At 47.8% G+C, this 19171-nt stretch carries 27 protein-coding genes; all 27 read left to right on the top strand.

The window, feature by feature from the left end:
* The first annotated feature begins 36 nt into the window (after positions 1 to 36).
* Entirely contained in the window at positions 37 to 486 is a 450-nt protein-coding gene (locus MDMS009_RS11870) for a phage virion morphogenesis protein (RefSeq protein ID WP_008290150.1), read from the top strand.
* Positions 487 to 716: 230 nt separating this feature from the next.
* Positions 717 to 1169 (top strand): hypothetical protein, encoded by a 453-nt coding sequence (locus MDMS009_RS11865; RefSeq protein WP_154646946.1) that lies wholly within the window; start codon positions 717 to 719, stop codon positions 1167 to 1169.
* Positions 1169 to 1747: a hypothetical protein gene (locus MDMS009_RS11860; protein WP_008290118.1), complete on the top strand. Its 579-nt coding sequence runs from the start codon at positions 1169 to 1171 to the stop codon at positions 1745 to 1747. Before MDMS009_RS11865 ends, MDMS009_RS11860 begins: the two co-directional genes overlap by 1 nt.
* Positions 1748 to 1920: 173 nt before the next feature.
* Positions 1921 to 3015, top strand: a complete 1095-nt coding sequence (locus tag MDMS009_RS11855; RefSeq protein WP_008290138.1) for a phage protease — start codon at positions 1921 to 1923, stop codon at positions 3013 to 3015.
* Positions 3015 to 3416 (top strand): hypothetical protein, encoded by a 402-nt coding sequence (locus MDMS009_RS11850; RefSeq protein ID WP_008290156.1) that lies wholly within the window; start codon positions 3015 to 3017, stop codon positions 3414 to 3416. Before MDMS009_RS11855 ends, MDMS009_RS11850 begins: the two co-directional genes overlap by 1 nt.
* A gap of 37 nt (positions 3417 to 3453) precedes the next feature.
* Positions 3454 to 4524 carry a Mu-like prophage major head subunit gpT family protein gene (locus MDMS009_RS11845; protein WP_008290173.1) on the top strand — a complete coding sequence of 357 codons (1071 nt, stop codon included), beginning with the start codon at positions 3454 to 3456 and terminating at the stop codon, positions 4522 to 4524.
* A gap of 66 nt (positions 4525 to 4590) precedes the next feature.
* Positions 4591 to 5013 (top strand): hypothetical protein, encoded by a 423-nt coding sequence (locus MDMS009_RS11840; RefSeq protein ID WP_008290141.1) that lies wholly within the window; start codon positions 4591 to 4593, stop codon positions 5011 to 5013.
* Positions 5014 to 5028: 15 nt separating this feature from the next.
* Positions 5029 to 5448, top strand: a complete 420-nt coding sequence (locus tag MDMS009_RS11835; protein ID WP_008290132.1) for a gp436 family protein — start codon at positions 5029 to 5031, stop codon at positions 5446 to 5448.
* A complete protein-coding gene (locus tag MDMS009_RS11830) occupies positions 5445 to 6008 on the top strand; it encodes a phage protein Gp37 (protein WP_008290165.1) in 564 nt (187 codons plus the stop codon). The genes MDMS009_RS11835 and MDMS009_RS11830 overlap by 4 nt, the downstream gene beginning before the upstream one ends.
* A 3-nt stretch (positions 6009 to 6011) precedes the next feature.
* On the top strand, positions 6012 to 6260 hold the full coding sequence (locus MDMS009_RS11825; RefSeq protein WP_008290139.1) for a DUF2635 domain-containing protein: 249 nt from the start codon (positions 6012 to 6014) through the stop codon (positions 6258 to 6260).
* A 2-nt stretch (positions 6261 to 6262) separates the two neighbouring features.
* Entirely contained in the window at positions 6263 to 7729 is a 1467-nt protein-coding gene (locus MDMS009_RS11820) for a phage tail sheath subtilisin-like domain-containing protein (RefSeq protein ID WP_008290164.1), read from the top strand.
* 15 nt (positions 7730 to 7744) lie between these two features.
* Positions 7745 to 8095 carry a phage tail tube protein gene (locus tag MDMS009_RS11815; RefSeq protein ID WP_008290154.1) on the top strand — a complete coding sequence of 117 codons (351 nt, stop codon included), beginning with the start codon at positions 7745 to 7747 and terminating at the stop codon, positions 8093 to 8095.
* A gap of 4 nt (positions 8096 to 8099) precedes the next feature.
* Positions 8100 to 8480, top strand: coding sequence for a phage tail assembly protein (locus tag MDMS009_RS11810; RefSeq protein ID WP_043887794.1), 381 nt, complete (start codon positions 8100 to 8102; stop codon positions 8478 to 8480).
* 81 nt (positions 8481 to 8561) lie between these two features.
* A complete protein-coding gene (locus tag MDMS009_RS11805) occupies positions 8562 to 10334 on the top strand; it encodes a phage tail tape measure protein (RefSeq protein ID WP_008290161.1) in 1773 nt (590 codons plus the stop codon).
* Positions 10334 to 11461, top strand: coding sequence for a DNA circularization protein (locus tag MDMS009_RS11800; protein ID WP_008290153.1), 1128 nt, complete (start codon positions 10334 to 10336; stop codon positions 11459 to 11461). The genes MDMS009_RS11805 and MDMS009_RS11800 overlap by 1 nt, the downstream gene beginning before the upstream one ends.
* The gene (locus MDMS009_RS11795) at positions 11454 to 12476 is read left to right on the top strand and encodes a phage baseplate assembly protein (RefSeq protein ID WP_008290121.1); all 1023 of its coding nucleotides are present in this window, start codon (positions 11454 to 11456) and stop codon (positions 12474 to 12476) included. Before MDMS009_RS11800 ends, MDMS009_RS11795 begins: the two co-directional genes overlap by 8 nt.
* The gene (locus tag MDMS009_RS11790) at positions 12476 to 13027 is read left to right on the top strand and encodes a phage baseplate assembly protein V (protein WP_008290167.1); all 552 of its coding nucleotides are present in this window, start codon (positions 12476 to 12478) and stop codon (positions 13025 to 13027) included. The genes MDMS009_RS11795 and MDMS009_RS11790 overlap by 1 nt, the downstream gene beginning before the upstream one ends.
* Positions 13024 to 13485: a phage GP46 family protein gene (locus MDMS009_RS11785; RefSeq protein WP_008290120.1), complete on the top strand. Its 462-nt coding sequence runs from the start codon at positions 13024 to 13026 to the stop codon at positions 13483 to 13485. Before MDMS009_RS11790 ends, MDMS009_RS11785 begins: the two co-directional genes overlap by 4 nt.
* Complete coding sequence (locus MDMS009_RS11780) at positions 13475 to 14539, top strand: baseplate J/gp47 family protein (protein WP_008290140.1); 1065 nt, start codon at positions 13475 to 13477, stop codon at positions 14537 to 14539. Before MDMS009_RS11785 ends, MDMS009_RS11780 begins: the two co-directional genes overlap by 11 nt.
* Positions 14530 to 15117: a YmfQ family protein gene (locus MDMS009_RS11775; RefSeq protein ID WP_008290129.1), complete on the top strand. Its 588-nt coding sequence runs from the start codon at positions 14530 to 14532 to the stop codon at positions 15115 to 15117. The genes MDMS009_RS11780 and MDMS009_RS11775 overlap by 10 nt, the downstream gene beginning before the upstream one ends.
* Positions 15118 to 15119: 2 nt before the next feature.
* Positions 15120 to 16067, top strand: a complete 948-nt coding sequence (locus tag MDMS009_RS15885) for a hypothetical protein (protein WP_008290149.1) — start codon at positions 15120 to 15122, stop codon at positions 16065 to 16067.
* Positions 16067 to 16588: a hypothetical protein gene (locus tag MDMS009_RS11765; RefSeq protein WP_008290664.1), complete on the top strand. Its 522-nt coding sequence runs from the start codon at positions 16067 to 16069 to the stop codon at positions 16586 to 16588. The genes MDMS009_RS15885 and MDMS009_RS11765 overlap by 1 nt, the downstream gene beginning before the upstream one ends.
* Positions 16588 to 16950: a hypothetical protein gene (locus MDMS009_RS11760; RefSeq protein ID WP_008290144.1), complete on the top strand. Its 363-nt coding sequence runs from the start codon at positions 16588 to 16590 to the stop codon at positions 16948 to 16950. Before MDMS009_RS11765 ends, MDMS009_RS11760 begins: the two co-directional genes overlap by 1 nt.
* A 138-nt stretch (positions 16951 to 17088) precedes the next feature.
* A complete protein-coding gene (locus tag MDMS009_RS16755; RefSeq protein ID WP_081443579.1) occupies positions 17089 to 17283 on the top strand; it encodes a Com family DNA-binding transcriptional regulator in 195 nt (64 codons plus the stop codon).
* The gene (locus MDMS009_RS11755; protein ID WP_008290345.1) at positions 17249 to 18010 is read left to right on the top strand and encodes a DNA adenine methylase; all 762 of its coding nucleotides are present in this window, start codon (positions 17249 to 17251) and stop codon (positions 18008 to 18010) included. Before MDMS009_RS16755 ends, MDMS009_RS11755 begins: the two co-directional genes overlap by 35 nt.
* A gap of 31 nt (positions 18011 to 18041) precedes the next feature.
* The gene (locus tag MDMS009_RS11750) at positions 18042 to 18932 is read left to right on the top strand and encodes a hypothetical protein (RefSeq protein ID WP_008290170.1); all 891 of its coding nucleotides are present in this window, start codon (positions 18042 to 18044) and stop codon (positions 18930 to 18932) included.
* Positions 18933 to 18967: 35 nt separating this feature from the next.
* The coding region (locus MDMS009_RS11745; protein ID WP_008290359.1) for a hypothetical protein at positions 18968 to 19171 on the top strand (204 nt) is incomplete at its 3' end.

Raw genomic sequence — 19171 nt, 5'->3', positions numbered from 1 at the left:
CAGCATCGCAACCGATAAACATAGTATAGGTGAATAATGGCAGGCGCATCAATCAGTATCGACTATAGCTTCCCGGATAAAGCCATCGCCGCCCGGCTACGCGCCCTGGTCGATGCCGGTGAAGACTTGGAACCCGCCTTTATCGATATCGGTGAAGGTTTACTTAACAGCACCCATGATCGATGGGATCAGCAAGTCGATCCTGAAAGTAACCCATGGGAGCCACTCGATCCGAAATATCAGGCACGTAAAAAGAAAAACGCCGACAAGGTGCTGGTGCTAGAAGGATTCATGCGTGACACGCTAGCCTATAACACCAGCAGCCAGAGTATGGAAATGGGTACCAACCTTATCCAGGGCGCGACCCATCAGTTCGGTGATGAAGACCGAGGTATTCCCGCCAGGCCCTACTTGGGTGTGTCAGAAGACGATGAACAAATGATAATTGATACCCTTTACGAACACTTTCAAGATGCACTACGTTGAATCTCTGTGTGCCGTTCTAAGCTGTTTTAACTGTTGATGTGCGGTCAGTATTGGAATATAAAAGTATTAAACGATTGTGCGGGAATTTAAACGGGGTTAAGCGGTCTTTAATAGTGTTGCTATTGCTTGGATATGTAAAACTGTGACAATATGCCTTATTATGGATAACTACTAATAGGGAGTAACCCTGATGCTGATGGTTTGATTGGTGTCGGGTTTTTTTGTGCCTGATGGCAGACAAATATCAATCAAGAACAGACTTACTCGTTGAAAATGCATCGCTTCGGGGAAGTATCGCAACAATGCGAGCTGCTGAGTGGTCAAAAACTATAAGGTGGTTTATTGCTGGGTCAGCATTGGTTTTAGGGCTATATCTTTTATCGCCAGTTGCAATTTCATGGGCTGGTAAAACAACAAAAGCTGATATTGGCATTAACGCGAAAATCCACGCTGAAATTAACAAGGATGAAAAGTCAGCTGAAGAGAGTAGTTATCTAGTTGGCTTGCTCGGTGGTCTCTTTGGTGTGTTCGGGATTTTATATGGTAGAGGTCAGTCAAGACATAGAAAAAATGTGGTTGAACGCTATCAACCATATAAAGAGATGTATGAAAAAGAAGTGGACAGTAAGAGAACATCTAGTGACTTAACGCCAAGAGGCGAAACAAGACCGGAGGATGTGTGATGGATTCACAATTGAATGATTCAATATTACTGATCGCGTTATTTATTGGGATTTGGTACGCCTGGTTTGTTGAGTATAGAAGCTATTTGAACGACTCTACTCGTCAGCGCCTTTTTGATATACGTGATCAATTATTCAATGCCGCTGAAGCGGGAGAAATTGATTTTGATAATGAATTGTATTGCATTACACGCACGACTTTGAATGGGGTGATTAGATACACCCATCAGTTAAGTGCGATGCATTTTATCCTGACGTTATTTTTGGGCCGGAATGATATTAAAAATAGTCCTCAGTTAAAACGTTATCAAGAGCGTTGGGAGGATGCTTTCTTAAAAACAGAGTCAGAGCATCAAAAGAAACTGATATTAAAAGCCCAAAAAGAAATGCACCTTACTGTCTTTTATCACATTGTCAGAGGTTCACTCTTTTTAAGGGCGGTACTATATATGACGGCATTGCTCCTAATTCTAAAAAATCGCAAGATTGATAATGCTGTCACGTCAAAAAGTGTACGTAGTAAATGGACAATGCTGGATGCTGAAGCTAATTGCATAGGTCAAGCGGTTGCATCTTAACTTCTGATTGTTGCCGTTTTTATGCGTAGACGGTATCTTCAATAACAACAAATATTTAATGCCCTGAACTGTTTCAGGGCATTTTTTTTGCCCCGCATTCGTAGAGTGGCACCTGTTCTTGAAATAAACGACGAACAGGAGACTCGCCATGACATCATTCCCTCAAGGTCGCTATGCATAACGTAGCGCTTGCAATCTGCTCACTACTGGTCGGCACTGATGGTGCCGTCCAGTTATTTCCTGCTGGCAAGTTCGATGCCCCTCGCGGTGCGATGGCAGGGAGTGGCCCTTGGTATCTTGATGATGTTTCTGCAGCTGCACTTATTAATCGCGTTCAATCACGCAAGAACGACATCGTTTTCGATTACGAACACCAAACTTTGTTGGCTGCTAAAAATGGTCAGCCTGCACCCGCTGCCGGTTGGGGTAAGCCTGCCGCGTTGAGTTGGGTGCCTGATAAAGGTCTCATGTTGTCTAGTCCTGAATGGACACCAAAAGCCAACGGCTTCATCACCAACAAAGAATATAAATATATTTCACCCGTTTTCACCTATGACCCCAAAACAGGTCATGTCTTGGATTTACTTCATGTCGCGTTAACCAATAACCCAGCCATTGATGGAATGGATGATGTATTGGCAGCGGCTTCCCTTCTCCCGCAACCAAAACAAGAGGACGCTTCTATGAACGAGGAGACTTTAAAGCTGTTACGCCAATTATTTGGCCTTGCAGCTGATGCCGATGAATCAGCGGTGACTGCAGCTCTGACTGCTATGAATAAGCAGGTTACCAACATGGCAACCACATTGGAGCTGAAAGACACTTCAGGGCTTGCTGCGCTGACAGCGGTTAGCAATGCTCTCGGTGAGCTAAAGAAAAAAGCCGATAGCGCTGATGAAGCTGTTGCTGCTGCCACTGCGGCTACCCCCGACACCGCTATGGCTGTTATTAAAGAGCAAGGCGAAGAAATTGCTGCTCTGACAGCGCGCCTGGATGGCAATGACAAGGACGCCATGATTGCCGCAGCCAAAGCAGATGGCAAGCTCACTCCCGCCATGGAGCTGTGGGCTAAAGACCAGCCGGTTGATGTGCTGAAGTCCTACCTTAAATCAGCCGCCCCCATTGCCGCCCTGACAGGTAAACAAACCACCACACAGCAAGTCGATGACGACGGCAACCCCGTTCTGTCTGATGCGCAGTTGGCGGTTTGTACGCAATTGGGTGTCGAGCCAGCCGAATACGCCAAATCACTCAAAGGAGATAAGTAATGGCCGCATTAACCAAAGACCGTAATACCCCGCAACGGTTAGGTGAAGTTCACAACCATCCAGTGGCGGCATCAAGTGTCATCTTTGCTGGCTCTATTGTTGTGCTTGATTCATCTGGCAATGCTGAGGCTGGTTCAACGGCAACCGGTTTGAAAGCCGTAGGCCGTGCAGACCAGCACGTTGATAACGGTGCTGGCTCTGCCGGTGATAAAGCCATTGATGTACGCAAAGGCACGTTCTTGTTTGCAAACGATGGCTCGATTGACCGCACCGATATCGAAGCCACCGCTTACATCGTCGATGACCAGACAGTGGCTAACACTGACGACACCGGCTCCCGTAGTGCTGCAGGCAAGATTGTCGACGTTGATGTTGACGGCGTCTGGGTCAAATTCGACTAAGACTTCACTGGTTTAGCTAATTAATAAGGATGACACCATGAAAAAACTGATTCTCTTGCCGATGGCCATCGTCGGCGCTCTCGTAATGATGACCTCCGCGATGGCGGCTGACTGGTCATTGCCAGCCAGCCTAATGACCGGCCCTGCCTCATTGAATACGGCCATGATGGGTGATGCAATGCCAATGCTGGCGTTTGGCGGCATCATCATTAACAAACAGGCTATTCAAGATATTTTTATTGGCCTGAAAACCGTCTTCCATAACGCACTCAAAGCCCGAACCAGTAACTGGCAACTGACTGCGATGGAGGTCATGTCTAGCACCAAGACCGAAGACTACGCCTGGTTAGAACGTTTCCCGAAAATGCGTAAATGGGTGGGTGAAAAGCATGTCAAAGCCTTGAAAGCCGGTAAATACACTGCCACCAATGAAGATTGGGAAACGACCATCGCGGTTGATCGTAACGATATCGAAGATGACACCTTGGGTATCTACAACACCCAAGCCAATATGGCGGGTGACTCAGCGGGTGAACTGCACGACATCATCTTGGACGATCTGAAAAACAACGCCTTTATTAATGAAGGTCTTGATGGTCAGTACTTCTATGACACCGATCATGAAGTGAATGAAGATTCGGTATCGAACAAACTGACAGTGGCATTGAGCGCGGCAACATCAGCGGCTGCAGCGGCGTCTTACGGTGCGGCACGTACTGCAATGATGAAGTTCACCGATGACGAAGGCATGCCATTGCGTCTGGTACCCGACTTGCTCGAAGTGCCACCGGCTTTGGAAGCTGTCGCACGTAAATTGGTCGAAGCCGACAAGCTCGACGATGACAGCCCGAACCCCTACAAAGGCACAGCCAAAATTGAAGTCAATCCGGGGTTAACGTCTGATACTGTCTGGTTCCTCCACCACACCCGCAACGCTGTGAAGCCTTTCATTATCCAGATGCGTAAGAAGCCTGTCTTCGTCAGCCAGACGGATATGGAAAACGATGATGTATTCAATAAGCGTGAATACAAGTTTGGTGCCGAAGCGCGAGCGACTGGCGTGTATGGCTTCTGGCAACTGTCTGTCGGTTCCACCGGCGGCGCGTAGTTAATCAGCCTTTAAGACAACTTTATCAGGGCGGTTTTCCGCCCTGATAACCAAGATAAGGAACGCATGATGGAAAACTTACTACAACTGCTACGTGAGAAGGCATTCGACAAAAAGCCTACCGTCGAAGAACTGAAAAAGTTTGATGGTCTGGACAGCATTACAGCCAAAGAGCGTGATGAAGCCTGGAAAGTCATTCAGGACGAAAAGCAGGCTCAGTCTAAAACGAATTCAGAAGCTGATGATAATGGGGGTGGCGGTGACTCAGACAAAAACAGCACAACCACAACAACCACTACAACCGACAGTGACCCTGATTCTAAACCAAGCACCAAACAGAACGCTTTACCACACTACCGTGTGACCGTGATGCGGGATGGGTTTCGTCGTTTAGGTCGTGCCTGGTCAGGCAGTGATGATGTCGAGCTGAGCGAAGAAGAGGTCGCCATCCTGGAAGCCGATCCGATGTTCAGCGTTGTCGAGCTATAAGCGGATATCTCAACGATGCCTTACTGCACACAACAAGACCTGGTCACCCGATATGGAGAGGATGAACTGATCCAGCTTACGGATAAGCAAAACACGGGTCAGCTGGACACGGACGTCATTAATTTAGCCATTGCCGACTCAGACAGCATGATTGATGGTTATCTGGGTGGCCGTTACAGCCTGCCGATTGACCCGCTGCCAAGGTCATTGGTGCGTATTGCTTGCGAAATTACACGCTATTACTTGTACGAAAATCTAGCGCCCGATGAAGTAAAAGACCGGTACAACGAAGCAGTCAAGTCACTCAAAAGCATCGCCCGTGGCGAATTGAGCATTGGTATCAGTACAGAAGGTGCCAAACCTCTCAGCCAAAACACAGTGAAAATCAACACCGGTGGCAATGTCTTTAACCGTAAAGATAAGAGCTTTATATGAACAGCATTAGCACCGTTGAAGATCACATCATTGAAAAAGCACAGGCGTTATTTGGCAATACATTAAGCGCTGCTGAAGTGTTACCCAGCGCGTTGAACTTGGCAGTACTGAAACAGTTGGTTGCCTCAAACAGAACGCCGGGCGTTTACACCACGTTTCTCGGTGGTCAAGGCAACTCACGCGGTAGCCTCAATGGCCGTTTTGATGTGTATGTCATCACCCGTCACGTTGGTAACCACAGCGCCCGGCGTCGAGGTGACACAACCACCATTGGTGCTTATGACATTTTAGCGGCACTGATTCCTAAGCTGCATGAATCGACGATTGCAGGGGTCGGTTCACTGGCGCTGAAGAATGTCAGGAATCTGTTTTCAATGCAGCTGGAGCAAAGCTTCAAAGCCACGATGTATGCCGTCACTTTTGAGTTGCCAAATATGCCATTTCCTAATGACTTTGACCCATCAACGTTGGCTGATTTTGTCACCTTTCATGCTGAACATTCATTGGTCGACGGCGACGACGAACCCGACGCTATTGACCACATAACATTGGAGCAATAAACCATGCCAGACCGAATTTTTATCAAACCCGCCAAGCAGGCTGTCAATGTGCGAAAGCTACGCGGCGGTCTGTTAAATCAGCACGGTGAATACGTGCCACGTGAAGTGTATTACCTGAAGCGGATAAAAGACGGTGATGCGATTGAGCTAACCAGTGACGCCGACATTAAAAAAGCGTTGGCCAAGGCTAAAACGGATGCCAAAAAAGCCGTTGCTGCCAAACCCACAGATTCAACTGATAAGGATGCATAAGCATGGCTATTTCTTTTGATACGATTCCTGAAAAATTACGTCTACCGTTTACAGCCATTGAGTTCAGTAATCGGTTGGCAGGTAATGCCAATATTGATTTTAAAATGCTGGTTATCGGTCAGCGACTGTCAACCGGCACGATTCCAGCGGGGCAAGCAGTTCGTGCCAATAGCCCTGAAGAATTGGAAGCGTATTTTGGTCGAGGCTCTATGTTGGCTGAAATGGGCAAGGCACAAATCAATGCCGATCAGTTTACTGAAAAGTGGTTCTTGGCTTTAGATGATGCATCAGGCGGTGAACAAGCAACCGGGTCAATCACCGTTACTGGCCCGGCCACGCGAGGAGGCACAGTCTTTCTTTACATCGCAGGCTATCGCTTACTCATTGGTGTTGACGCTGCTGACACGGATGAAGATATTGCCAGCGCTATCGTTGCAGCCATTACGGCAGAGACGACCTTACCGGTAACAGCCGAAGTTAATGGTGCAGAGTCGACTGAGGTCGATATCACTTGTAAGTGGAAAGGTGAAACCGGCAACGATATTGATATGCGACTCAATTTCTACGATGAAGCCTTGCCTGATGGTGTCGGCCTCACCTTTGTGGCCATGTCTGGCGGTACCGGTAATCCTGATCTTACTGATGTGTTCACTGCTATTGGTGATGAATGGTACAACTGGCTTGCAGTGCCTTATACCGATACAGCCAACTTAGTGGTGCTAGAAGCCGAAGCAGAAAGTCGCTGGGGGCCAATGCGTGCCATCGGCTTTCGGGCATTTACTGCGTTTAAAGGCACCCACTCAGAAACCGGGACTTTTGGCAGTGGACGAAATGGCCCACACGTCACCTGCATGGGTACCAATGACTCACCGACTCCGCCTTATCTATGGGCTGGCGTCAATTGTGTTGTCGCTGCCGCTTCCTTGCAAATTGACCCGGCACGTCAGCTAAGAACGCTGGCATTGCCTGGTATTAAGCCACCGAAAAAAGAACTGCGTTGGGATGGTACCGAGCGTAATCAGCTGCTGTTCGATGGTATTGCTACTTACAGTGTTGATCGTGGTGGATTGGTACGAATTGAACGTCAAATCAGTATGTATCAAACCAATGCGTCCGGCTTTGCTGATGACAGTTATCTCAACATCAACACGGCAGAAACATTAGAACGCATCCGCTTTGAGCAACGGGCAATGGTGTCTCAAAAATTCCCGCGTCACAAGCTGGCGGATGATGATTTTGATATTCCAGCCGGTCAGGCGGTGGTGACGCCTAATGCCATGGAAGATGAGTTTTTAGCCTTGTATACCGTCTTTATGGATCGCGGCTGGTGCCAGGATTATGAAGGTTATAAAGCCACAATCATCGCTGAAATTCATGATGACGATCCAGACCGTCTGGATATGTATGACTCACCAAAACTCATCAATAACCTACGTGTCACGGCTGTGCACACTGAATATCGTCGTTAAATTTAGGAGTAAGCAATGAGCGAACAAGTCACAGGAAAAGTAAAAGTCAGAATTGACGGCGGTGTTATTGAGTCAGAAAACGAAGCCACGTTAGATCCGGGTGGTGTTTCAAGAGAACCGTCGAGCCATGGTGGCAAAACCTATTTCACCGAATCAGATTCACCACCGAACCTGAAGTTTAAAATCCTGCTCACGTCAACGGTTGACGTGACAGAGGTGAATAAGTGGAAAAACAAAACCGTCACGTTTATCACTGATACCGGCCAACGTTATTTAATGCGTAACGCCTTCACTGTGAATGTGATTGAGCATGGCATGACCAGTGCGGATGTCGAGATGTCAGGCGATATGGCGGAGAAGGTATAAACGCATGGCCACGATAACAATTTCACTCGAACACGGCGTCAAAATGGGCGATAAAACCCACACTACAGTCTTGCTGCGAGAGTTAACCCCTGGAGACATCATTGATGCGGGGCTAGCGTCTGAACGTGTCACGGCATCAGATGATGGCTATGTGTTTGCTGTCAGTCCGACATTGATGGGGCTTCATACCTTGGCGAAGCAGATTGAATCTATTGGTGATTATGACGGCATTGTTGATATTGATGACCTGCGTAAATTTCACCGTGAAGATTTTGAGCTGCTTCAGTTTCATGCAGAACGATTAGACCAGGCAGTGCTGGAGTCTGTCATGCAGCGGGGGAAGCATGATGCGTCTGGCGGAGAACCTGAACTGGCAGACGATTAAGTTCAGCCAGTACAGCCAGACGCCTCTTAACTACACATTAAATAGACCTTTAAGACTCTTTTATACGCAGCTAATGAAACGATGAGCCAAAACGACTTAACAACCAGCATCAACATCAACGCCGGAGGTAACTTCGGCCGCCAGATGCGTGTTAATGAAGACCGTTGGAAACGCTTTAGCAAAACAGGCCAACGTCAAATGGGCGTGTTGCGTAGAAGTGTCAGCAGCTTTGGTAACGGGCTTGATAAGTTAGGCAATCGTTACACCGCACTATTGACCGGTGCCGCTGGTGCCGGAACAGCCAAGTTTTTAGTCTCGCTTGAGCGTCGCTTCACTCGGCTAGGCATTCAAGCCAATATCGGTGCTGAAGCAATCGATGAACTGAAAAAGAAAATCTATGAAACGGCACAATCACCCGACATCAGAGTTGACCCAAGTCAAATCACCAGCGCGATTGAATCTATTGTCGAGAAAACCGGTGACCTGGACTTTGCTGAAGCCAATATCCGCAACATTGGTTTAGCCATCCAGGCAACCGGTGCAGAAGGCACATCGATTGGTGAAGTGCTAGGTGAGTTCCAGAAAATGGGCATCGTCTTGGAAAAAGACGTGCTTACGGCACTCGACACACTCAATGTGCAAGGTAAAGAAGGCGCGTTCACCTTGCAAAATATTGCGGCATTAGGCCCTCGTGTTGTCACCGCTTACACCTCGATGGGGCGGCAAGGTATTCCTGCTATTCGTGAGATGGGTGCGGCATTGCAGGTTATCCGTCAGGGTACCGGCTCATCAGAGATGGCAGCGACGGCTTTTGAAGCCTTAATGCGGACACTGAGTGATGCTAAGAAAATAGACATGCTCAAAAGCGGCGGCATCAAAATATTTGATGCTGAAGCTTTAAGTCGTGGCGAAGAAGTGTTGCGACCAATCAATGAAATCATGGTCGACATTATCAAAAAAACACAAGGCAAAAAAACACTGTTAAGCACCGTGTTTGATGCAGAAGCCATGCGTGCATTCAATTCTTCCACTGCCGAGTTCCAGCGCACTGGTGGGCTGGAAAGCTTAGATAAATTCATGAATGTCCACGCTGATGGCACCACCACATTAGAAGACTCGACCAGAGCAGCAAATGATGCCGCAGGCGCTATGCGAAACCTCTACACTGCCTGGCAACAATTTGCTGACTCAAACCTGACTACCTACATTCAATCATTGGCGGACACGATCAATGACATTGATAAAGAAACACTGGATATGCTCATCAAAGGTGCAGCAGGTCTGGTTGCAGTCGGTGGCACAGCTATCCTAGCGAGGAAACTCTATAAAGGTGGCAAGGGTATCTCCGACTTTGTTAAAGGCAGCAAAGCTAAATCCGCCATGGGTGGTGCACTAGGCGGGATGGATGGGGTAACGCCTGTTTATGTTGTCAATATGCGCGGCGGCATGGATCCAACGGGTATGGATCCAAAAAAGAAACCAAAAGTAAAAAAACCTAATCGTAGGCAAATGCTTAGAGCAGCGCCAAATATGAAAACAATAGCAGCGATGGGTGCCGGAGCGATGGGTACTGCTGGTTTAGCAGTTGGCGCTGCTGGTTTGGCAGGTTACGGAGCCGGTAAGGTTATTTATGATAATGCATTAGAAGGCACTGAGTTTGCTGACGCATTAGGCCGTTCGATTGCTAAAGCCTTGGCTTTGTTTGGTAATGATAATGCTCAGGCCGCATTAAGTGCGGAAAAACGCAGCCAACTGCAAATTGAAGTCACCGATAAGCGTGTCCAGGTCAAAAATATCCAAAGCGATGACATGGATATTAATGTCGATACTGGCCCTACAGTGGGGAATCTGTAATGGCCGAACAAGTATTGACATGGCGCGAGCAACTTCAACAATCCTCATTCCGTGGCGTTGAGTTTTATGTTGATGACCATACGCTCGAATTTGGTCGCCGTGTCCAGTTGCATGATTATCCCTTTAAAGATGATGCCTATGCCGAAGACTTAGGCGGCAAAGATGCTGTGTACTCCTTTCCTGCTTTTGTAGTGGGTGAAGATTACAGGCAGCAGCGTGACAAACTGATTGAGGCTTTAAACAAAAAAGGCTCTGGCACCTTAGTTCATCGTTACCTCGGACGTGTCCGTGTGCAGGCTGGCCCCAGCAGTTTGCGTGAAACCAATAAAGAAGGTGGTATTGCCCGATTTACTCTGACTTTTTACAAAGCTGAGTCACGCGCCAAGCCAACATCAAAAGTTGACACGCAACAACGCGTCAATGCAGCGGCCAAAAACGCACAAGCTGTAGTGAAGCAACAATTTACATCGGCATACAGCGTTACCGGCTTTCCAGGTTGGGTGAAAGAACAGGCGAAAACCGTCTTATCCGATATCGAGTCACGCTTTTCCGGATTAGGTGTTATCGATGCCACCATTGCCGATTTTGTTGGTTTGCCCGATGCCTTAGCGGGGCAGGTGATTGGCAGTGTCGGCAGTCTTTCTGCCATGACTCAGTTTCGTAAACTGTTCAGCTTTGGTAGCGAATCAGCCGCCGTGCCAACCACCACGCCAAGTCGTGTTCAGCAAGCCTCAAATCAGCAGGCAATCATTAACCTGGTACAACAATCATCACAAATTGAAGCGGCCAGAGTGGCTAGTACCCGTGATTATGACTCGGCTCAAGATGCGATTGCCGCACGTGATGAACTGTCTGAGGTATTAGATGAGCAAATGCAAGCGGCAGACGATGAGACCTATATCGCACTGCAAGATTTACGGGCTTCCATGGTTCAAGACCTGACAGAACGTGCCGCCAACCTCAAGCAAGTTCGTCGCTATACACCACAAGCGACATTGCCCTCATTAGTGATTGCGCATCAGCTCTACCAAGACGCTGATCGTGCAACCGATATCGTCTCTCGCAATAACATCGGTCACCCCGGATTTGTACCCGGTGGTCAGACTTTGGAGGTGTTGGATGCATGATGTCGCCTTGAAAGTGAATGGTCTGGACTGGTATGGCTGGGAAGAGGTTCGGATCAATCGTTCAATTGTTCAAATTGCGAATGAGTTTAATCTCAAGCTGACTGATAAATGGTCTGAAAACAGCGCGCCACGCCCTATTAACGATGGCGATTCCTGCAAGGTGACGATTGATGATCACACGGTCATCACTGGCTATATTGATGAAGTTGATCATAGCTATGATGACAGCACTAATGGCATTCAAGTAGCAGGGCGTGATGCAACCGGTGACCTGGTTGATTGTAGCGCGCCATCGTTTCAGTGGGCTGGTCGTAACCAATTAGAGGGTGCGTCAGTACTCTGTGAGCCATACGGTATTCCGGTGTCCTCAACGGTTGATACCAGCAAACCGTTTGCCACAATGAAATCAGATGAAGGTGAAAGCACCTTTGAAGTGCTCGATACCGTCGCTAAAATCAGAGCAGTACTGCTAGTGTCTGATGGTTTGGGTGGCCTAAAAATCACACGTTCCGGAACCCGACGCCTGAAAGGCAGTTTAGAAACCGGTGTCAACATTAAAGCCGGTAGTCGTAAACGCTCATCACGCGAACGCTTTAGTCACTACACGGTTAAAGGCCAAACCAGCAGTGCCTGGATAGATACGGTATCGGTGTCAGCTACCGTGGCAGATAAAGCCGTTACTCGTCATCGACCTAAAATTATTCTAGCTGAAGATGCCTTAGATGCCGCTGGCTGCAAAGCCAGAGCCACATGGCATAGAAATATTTCTGCAGCGAAAGCTCAGACATTTAATTACACGATGCTGAGCTGGTATTTAGACGATGAATTGATCGAACCCAATTGCCTTATCGCAGTGAAAGACCACTACCTGAATGTCAATCGTGACCTATTGATCGTAGGCATCACCTATATAGTTGATGATAAAGGGCTGCGCGCTGAGCTGATCCTTGGTTTGCCTGAAGCGTTTGAACTACAAGCCCTGCCAGAGCCAAACGATGAAGGCGGTGTCTGGTAATGCGTCGCTTACAGAAATTACTGTCACCATTAAAACGTGGCCTGCAACAAATGCTACGTGTCGGTGCCTTGCTTAAAGTCAATGACGCACCACCGATTCAAATGGTGCAGATCGAAACCTTATCTGGTGAGGTGATTGAGGTGCCTCGCATTCAAGATTACGGCATAACATCCGTGCCACTACCCGGAGCAAAAGGTGTCGTCGCGGCTATTGGCGGTAAAACCAATGGCTATGTTTGCATCAAGATGGATGATAAGCGCTATCGTCAAGTCAGTCTCAAGCCGGGCGAAGTTGCACTCTACGATAGTCAAGGACAACTCGTTCACCTCAAGCAGGGTGGCCTGATGGAGTTGATTGCCAACACACAAATCACGGCCAAAGTGCCGGTTTTTCGTATCGAAGGCCAACTGAACGTCACCGGCGACATTATCGATCACGTCGATAGCGATGGTCTGACCATGGCGAGCATGCGTTCTACTTATAACGGCCACAATCATAATGGCGATAGTGGCGGCACCACCAGTAACCCTAATCAGAGTATGACACCATGATGGATTTTGTTATCAAAATGGTGAATAAAAATGGTCGTCCACGCTTTGTGCTGGAAACCGATCCATTAAAAATTACCTACGTCGCGATACTGGAAACAGCCGTCATCGTGGCGCTTTTCACTGACAGACAAGCCGACTCAGATGACGTCATCCCCGATGGCACCAATGATAAACGTGGCTGGTGGGGCGATGCCTTGGCGTCTGTTTCTGGTGACTTGATCGGCTCACGGCTTTGGTTGTTACAACGTGAAAAGCAAACCGAGCCTGTGCGAAAAGCCGCTGAAGACTATGCCGATGAAGCCTTGCAGCATCTCATTGATGATGAAGTGGTTGATTCCGTGCAAGTCACAGCCAGTTACCCACGCGCTGAATGGTTAGCCTTAGATATCGACATCGAAACAGCAGACGGCCAGCTTTTAAATTTCAATTATGCCTGGGAGGCTTTCAATGGCGTTTAAACGTCCTTCATTGGCAGAATTACATGCCCGTTTAACGGCGAATATTGATAGCAGAACCGATGGTCAGCCACGTCTGCGCCGTTCACCGTTTAATATCTTTGCCACGGTCATGGCGGGTGGCATGCATGAGATGTATGGCTATCAAGCCTATAAAGCGAAGCAGTTATTGCCTGATAGCGCCGATGAAGCGCACTTTGGTCGTCTCGCATCAATTGAAGGCACCGAGCGAAACCCATTCGAATACGCGATCGGCCAATGTGAAGTCACCGGCACCAATGGCGCTGTTATCGAAGCCGGTAAAACTCTAAAACGTGCTGATGCGGTTGAATACACAGTCGATGATGAAGTCACTATTGTCGGTGGTGAAGCCGTTATTTCAGTCACAGCCGTTTTGCCAGGCGCTGAAGCCAATGCCATCGCTGGCGTTGCCTTAACCTTTGTCGATACCCTTGCCGGTATTAATGGCCAAGCCATCGTTGACGCAGACGGTATTAACAATGGTACCGACATCGAGCAGCTTGAAAGTTGGCGTCAACGTCATATCGAAAACATCCAGCAACCGGCTCAAGGTGGCGCGGCACATGACTACATTAGATGGTCAAAACAAGTGCCAGGTGTTACCCGTGCATGGCAATATCCGGGTGAGATGGGTGAAGGCACTGTCACCGTTCGTTTCGTGAGAGATAACGATGACAGCATCATCCCTGATGCGACTGAAGTGGAAGCGGTGTATGACTATATTTTTGAACAGCACCCTGTTACAGCCGGGATCTATGTTGTTGCCCCCATCCCTGTCGCTTTAGATTTAACTATCGCGTTGACACCGAATACCACGGTTGTCAAAGCAGCCGTTGAATCCGAAATAGCCGACTTACTTTCGCGAGAAGCGATTCCAGAAGATGGTAATGGCAAAGGCACTATCAAAGTCAGCCATATCCGAGAAGCGATTAGTATCGCTGCTGGTGAGACCGATCATGTTTTAGTTAGCCCGACAGAAGACGTCACGCTAACGCTAGGCCAAATTCTCGTGCCAGGTGATATCACATGGCAATAAAAACCCAGCAATACCTCACTATGCTGATGGCCTTAATGCCTCGCGGCCTGCTTTGGGACGATCTGCAACACGATCCTGACTTTATCGGCTTGTTCGAATCAACCGCTGAAGAGCTTGCCATCCTTCACGCCCGTGAAGATGACCTGTTAGACGAAGCAGACCCGCGTACCACCTATGAAATGCTTAATGAGTGGGAAGCCGCTTACGCGCTGCCCGATCCGTGCGTAGATGACGTGCAAACCCTTCAGCAGCGACTGGCTAGCCTATACGCCAAAGTGACCAATAAAGGGGGGCAAAGCATCCCGTATTTTATAGCCATTGCAGAATCGATTGGCTATCAAGTCACTATCACCGAGTTTTCGCGCTGGACAGTCGCAGACCGAGTCAATAAACCGCTTTATGGGCAGTCTTGGCAGTTTGCATGGCAGGTCAATGCGCCTGAAGAAACGATTAGCTATTGGAGAGTGAATGGCCGCGTCGATGAGCCATTAGCATCATGGGGCAATAAGCGCCTCGAATGCACACTCCATAGATTAAAACCCGATCACACCACACTCATTTTTTCCTACGGAGGATAATAATGGAACCACGTAATTATGAAGCGGATGCTTCAGCATCACCTCCTGATGCCCCAGCAGTACCGTCAGTTGGTTATCCAACAAATGGTGATCCTACATCCGGTACACCAGCGACATGGCCCGGCGCGCATTGGTTCTACAAAATGGGCGAGTCACTACGCAACGTCATCACTAATGCAGGCCTCACACCTGATGATGGTGATTTAAACCTGCTGCAGAAAGCCATCGTCAAGCTGGTCTCAGCCACCAACCACGTTGTACGGCTGGAAGATGTCACCTTTGGTCCATCAGTAGCCGATGGCGATGCCGTGTACTGGGACACTGCCAACAGCCGCTATGACCGTGCCATTGCCGACGGTACCGACAAACAGAAGATGGTCGGCTTTGCGGATGTCACCAACAGCCTGGTCGAAGCGTTTGGTCGTTCGGCGCTGTTCTCCGGCCTGACGGTGGGTGACAAGTATTATCTGTCTGGCAGTACGGAGGGGGAAATTACTGCAACTGCGCCATCCGAAAAGGTGGTCGTCGGTCTGGCTAAATCAGCCACCGTGATGTTTGTTGATATTGACCCGATTGCCGGTACGCCTATTCAGGATCAGACGACATGGAATACGGGAACCGATACGACTGAGAGTATTATCAGCCCCGACAAGCTTGATGCCAAAATCAAAACGATGGCTATTGGCGAGGGGCAGGTCTGGCAAGACGTTTTTGTCAGTCGTTCAGAGGGTGTTACTTATACAAACACTACTGGTAGATCTATTCAACTGGCGATAGTTCTAAGCGCTGGCAGTGGGCCTCGTAATTTCCTTGTTGACGGTGAAGTTATCTGCACTATCGCAGGTGATTCTGATGAACAATACGTTAATTTGATTATTCCGAACGGTAGCACATATCAAGCCGGAGCTGGAGTTCTTTCGGGATTTGATGTTTGGTGGGAGCTTAGATAATGAAATATTTTAAAGACGAAAATAATAATGTCTTTGCATTTGAATCCGATGGCTCACAAGATCATTTAATTAAGTCTGGCATGACTGAAATTGATGAGTCAGAAATTCAATCTGTCATAGATTCAAAACTAATAATCGATGATCGGCTTGCTAATAAGCATTCTGAGATTGTTCAGAAATTCAAACTAGCCATGGCTCCAGTCACGAGTCTTTATACGGCTGAAGAAATTGCTAGCTTCCCAACGCAAGAGCCAGAAGCAATAGCTTGGCAGTCGGACAATGCCGCGCCGACGCCACTGATTGACTTCATTGTTGCAGAGAGAGCCAGCGTTGATAAAGCAACCCTAGTCGGACGAATCATTAGCAATGCGTCCAATTATAAAAGTGTGGCTGGCCCAGCTATTGGAAAAAAGCAGGACTATGAAGACTTGCTCTATGCACTTCAAACACAGCACGAAGATGAGCAGCAGCCGGATGTGATTCAAGCTGATATTGACGCGATTGTTGTGGATTACAGCTAATGCCTAAGCAATCAAAAATATCCTGGTCAGACCTGACACCGGAACAAAAAATCAGTTTTGGAAATGGCTGTGGCCCTGACTGGCTACCCGAACCAGTTGCTAAGCTGTTATTTGGCTGGTTCTTCGAGGCGAGTTGCCGTCATCACGATTTTAACTACCAACGTGGTGGTGGTGATAAGGATCGTCTCTCAGCTGACCGAGGCTTTTTTAAAGCCATGCTGCGAGATGTCAAGCGGCTGCATTGGTCATTACAATTGCCAGCAGCTATAGAAGCTGTTGGGTTCTATGGTCTGGTTCGCTTCTTTGGCCGTTTTCATTTTGAAGATGGCCAATACAAATCGCTAGACCAAATACTGAAGTAAAGGAAGAGACAGCGACTCGGCAGTGCGCCAACACTGCCGAGCCGTCAACCCACAGGCACATACCCTGTGAGCCAACCAAGGCCATCCCGCCGCGTCGACGCAGCCGGGCCAGCCTAGCACAAACAGATAGAGGCTCACATGAAAGAAGTTAGATGTGGTGGCTGCAGCCGGTTACTGGCTAAAGCTGAATACGTACAAATCGAAATCAAGTGTCCGCGATGTAAGACACTCAACAACCTGAAGGCCATTGAGCCTCTTAATCCAGCACCAGCGAGTGCCAGACCAATAGAGGAAAAACATGGCCAAACCAATTATCCCGTGGATGGGCGGTAAAACCCGACTCGCAAAAGACATCCTGCCCCTGTTTCCGGAACATCAATGCTACGTCGAAGTCTTTGCTGGTGGCGCAGCGCTCTTTTACAAAAAGGAACCATCCAAAGTCGAAGTGCTTAATGACATCAATGGTGAGCTGACCAACCTTTACCGGGTTGTTCAGCACCACCTTGAAGAATTCGTCCGGCAGTTCAAGTGGGCCTTATCCAGCAGACAACTGTTTGAATGGGAAAAAGCCAAAACACCCGAAACGCTCACCGATATCCAGCGTGCAGCCAGGTTCTACTATCTGCAAAAGCTTGCCTTCGGTGGCAAGGTCGACGGCCAGAGCTATGGCACCGCCACTACCAGTCCGCCACGGCTCAATCTACTCCGCATCGAGGAGGATCTGAGCGCCGCTCACCTTCGCCTGGCCAGAACCAACGTCGAGAACCTAGACTGGCAGCGCTGCATTCAGAAATATGATCGACCAGGCACACTGTTCTATCTGGATCCACCGTACTATGAAACCGCAGGTTACGGTCAAGACTTTGGTTTAGAACAATACGAAACCATGGCAGAACTGGCCCAAACTATCCAAGGCAAAATGCTCATCAGCATCAACGACCACGACACTATTAAAAAGGTCTTTAAAGGCCTCTCAAATAAGCCTTTAAATATCAATTACACGGTAGGTGGAAATCACAATAAAAAAGCATCCCGTGAGCTGCTAATATGGAATTGGTGATAATTAACAAATGGAGTCACATTCTTAAGCGATGATTACACTAAATACCGAGAAAGGCTTAATCCGTGTTGATTCATGGGGAGATATTCAAGACTTAGCTGGTTTTGAGGAAAACCTCGATCCATCAGACCATAAATTAAAGGAGATTCTAGGTAATTATACTTTTACTGAAAAAATTCGTTGTGGTTTATCAACTTGTCATTCGCCTCATAACAAAGGCTATATTGTCTCAACTGAAGATGGCTATACCACTAACATCGGCCAGTTATGTGGTGCCAGTTACTTCGGTGTTGAATTCAACACTCTATCGAAACGCTTCGACCGTTTTGTTACTGAATCTGAAAACCGTGCCACATTAAGAGAGTTTGATATTGATTCTGTTCAACAACAGGTTTCGGAACTAAAGGCTCAGGAAAAAGGTGCCAATTGGGCTAATTCTAAACTTAGCCCGTTTAAACAGAATAAATTTCCTACCATATCTAAAGCCTTGTCTAGCATGATCAAGACACGGAGTAATCAACTTATAATTACCGTGAAAGCTACTGTGCAAGAGGTTGAAGCTATTGAGGCTGCTCAAAATGTAACCCTTGAAAGGCCTCATTATGTTGAACGTCCTGTTGCTGAAATTGCTGGCTTAGAGGCTTTGTATGATGAGAACGACATCAGAGAGTTGGTGGTTATTCAGCTTGAAAGCAATCTCAATCAATTGAGAGATGCCGATATAAATCAGCTCAGTTATCAAGATTTAGAGAAATGGGCGAAGTGGGTTAGAGAGGTTGACTCTTTAGTCAGTAAAGCCACACAAATCATTCTCTTTGCCAGAGTGTTTCTCACTAGAGAGAACTTAAAACCACTTGATCGTTTAGGTGGCAGTTATGATGAATCTTCTGCATTTACTTCTTATATAAAGCAGCTTAAATAGATCATTAATTACCTATAGTTAGTTTGGAGTTTGTTATGTCTGGTTTTGTTTCTGTTGAGGTCGAAGGGAAGCTCTATGAGTCTGAGTACCATGAAGTTGGTGGTGTGGTTCGGGTTTATGGTGATCTAGGTGACCCTCATAAGCCAGAGGTCGAGTTCACCACTCTTGGAGGTATGAAGCCAGACCAAGTCGCTAGGATTTTGCTGAGACGTTTGGTTAAGCGAGGAGTAGTTTCGCCA

Source organism: Methylophaga thiooxydans DMS010, from assembly GCF_000156355.1.
GTDB classification, from domain to species: domain Bacteria; phylum Pseudomonadota; class Gammaproteobacteria; order Nitrosococcales; family Methylophagaceae; genus Methylophaga; species Methylophaga thiooxydans.
The sequence above is the reverse complement of the archived record's forward strand: the minus strand, read 5'-3'. Positions and strand labels throughout refer to the sequence as shown.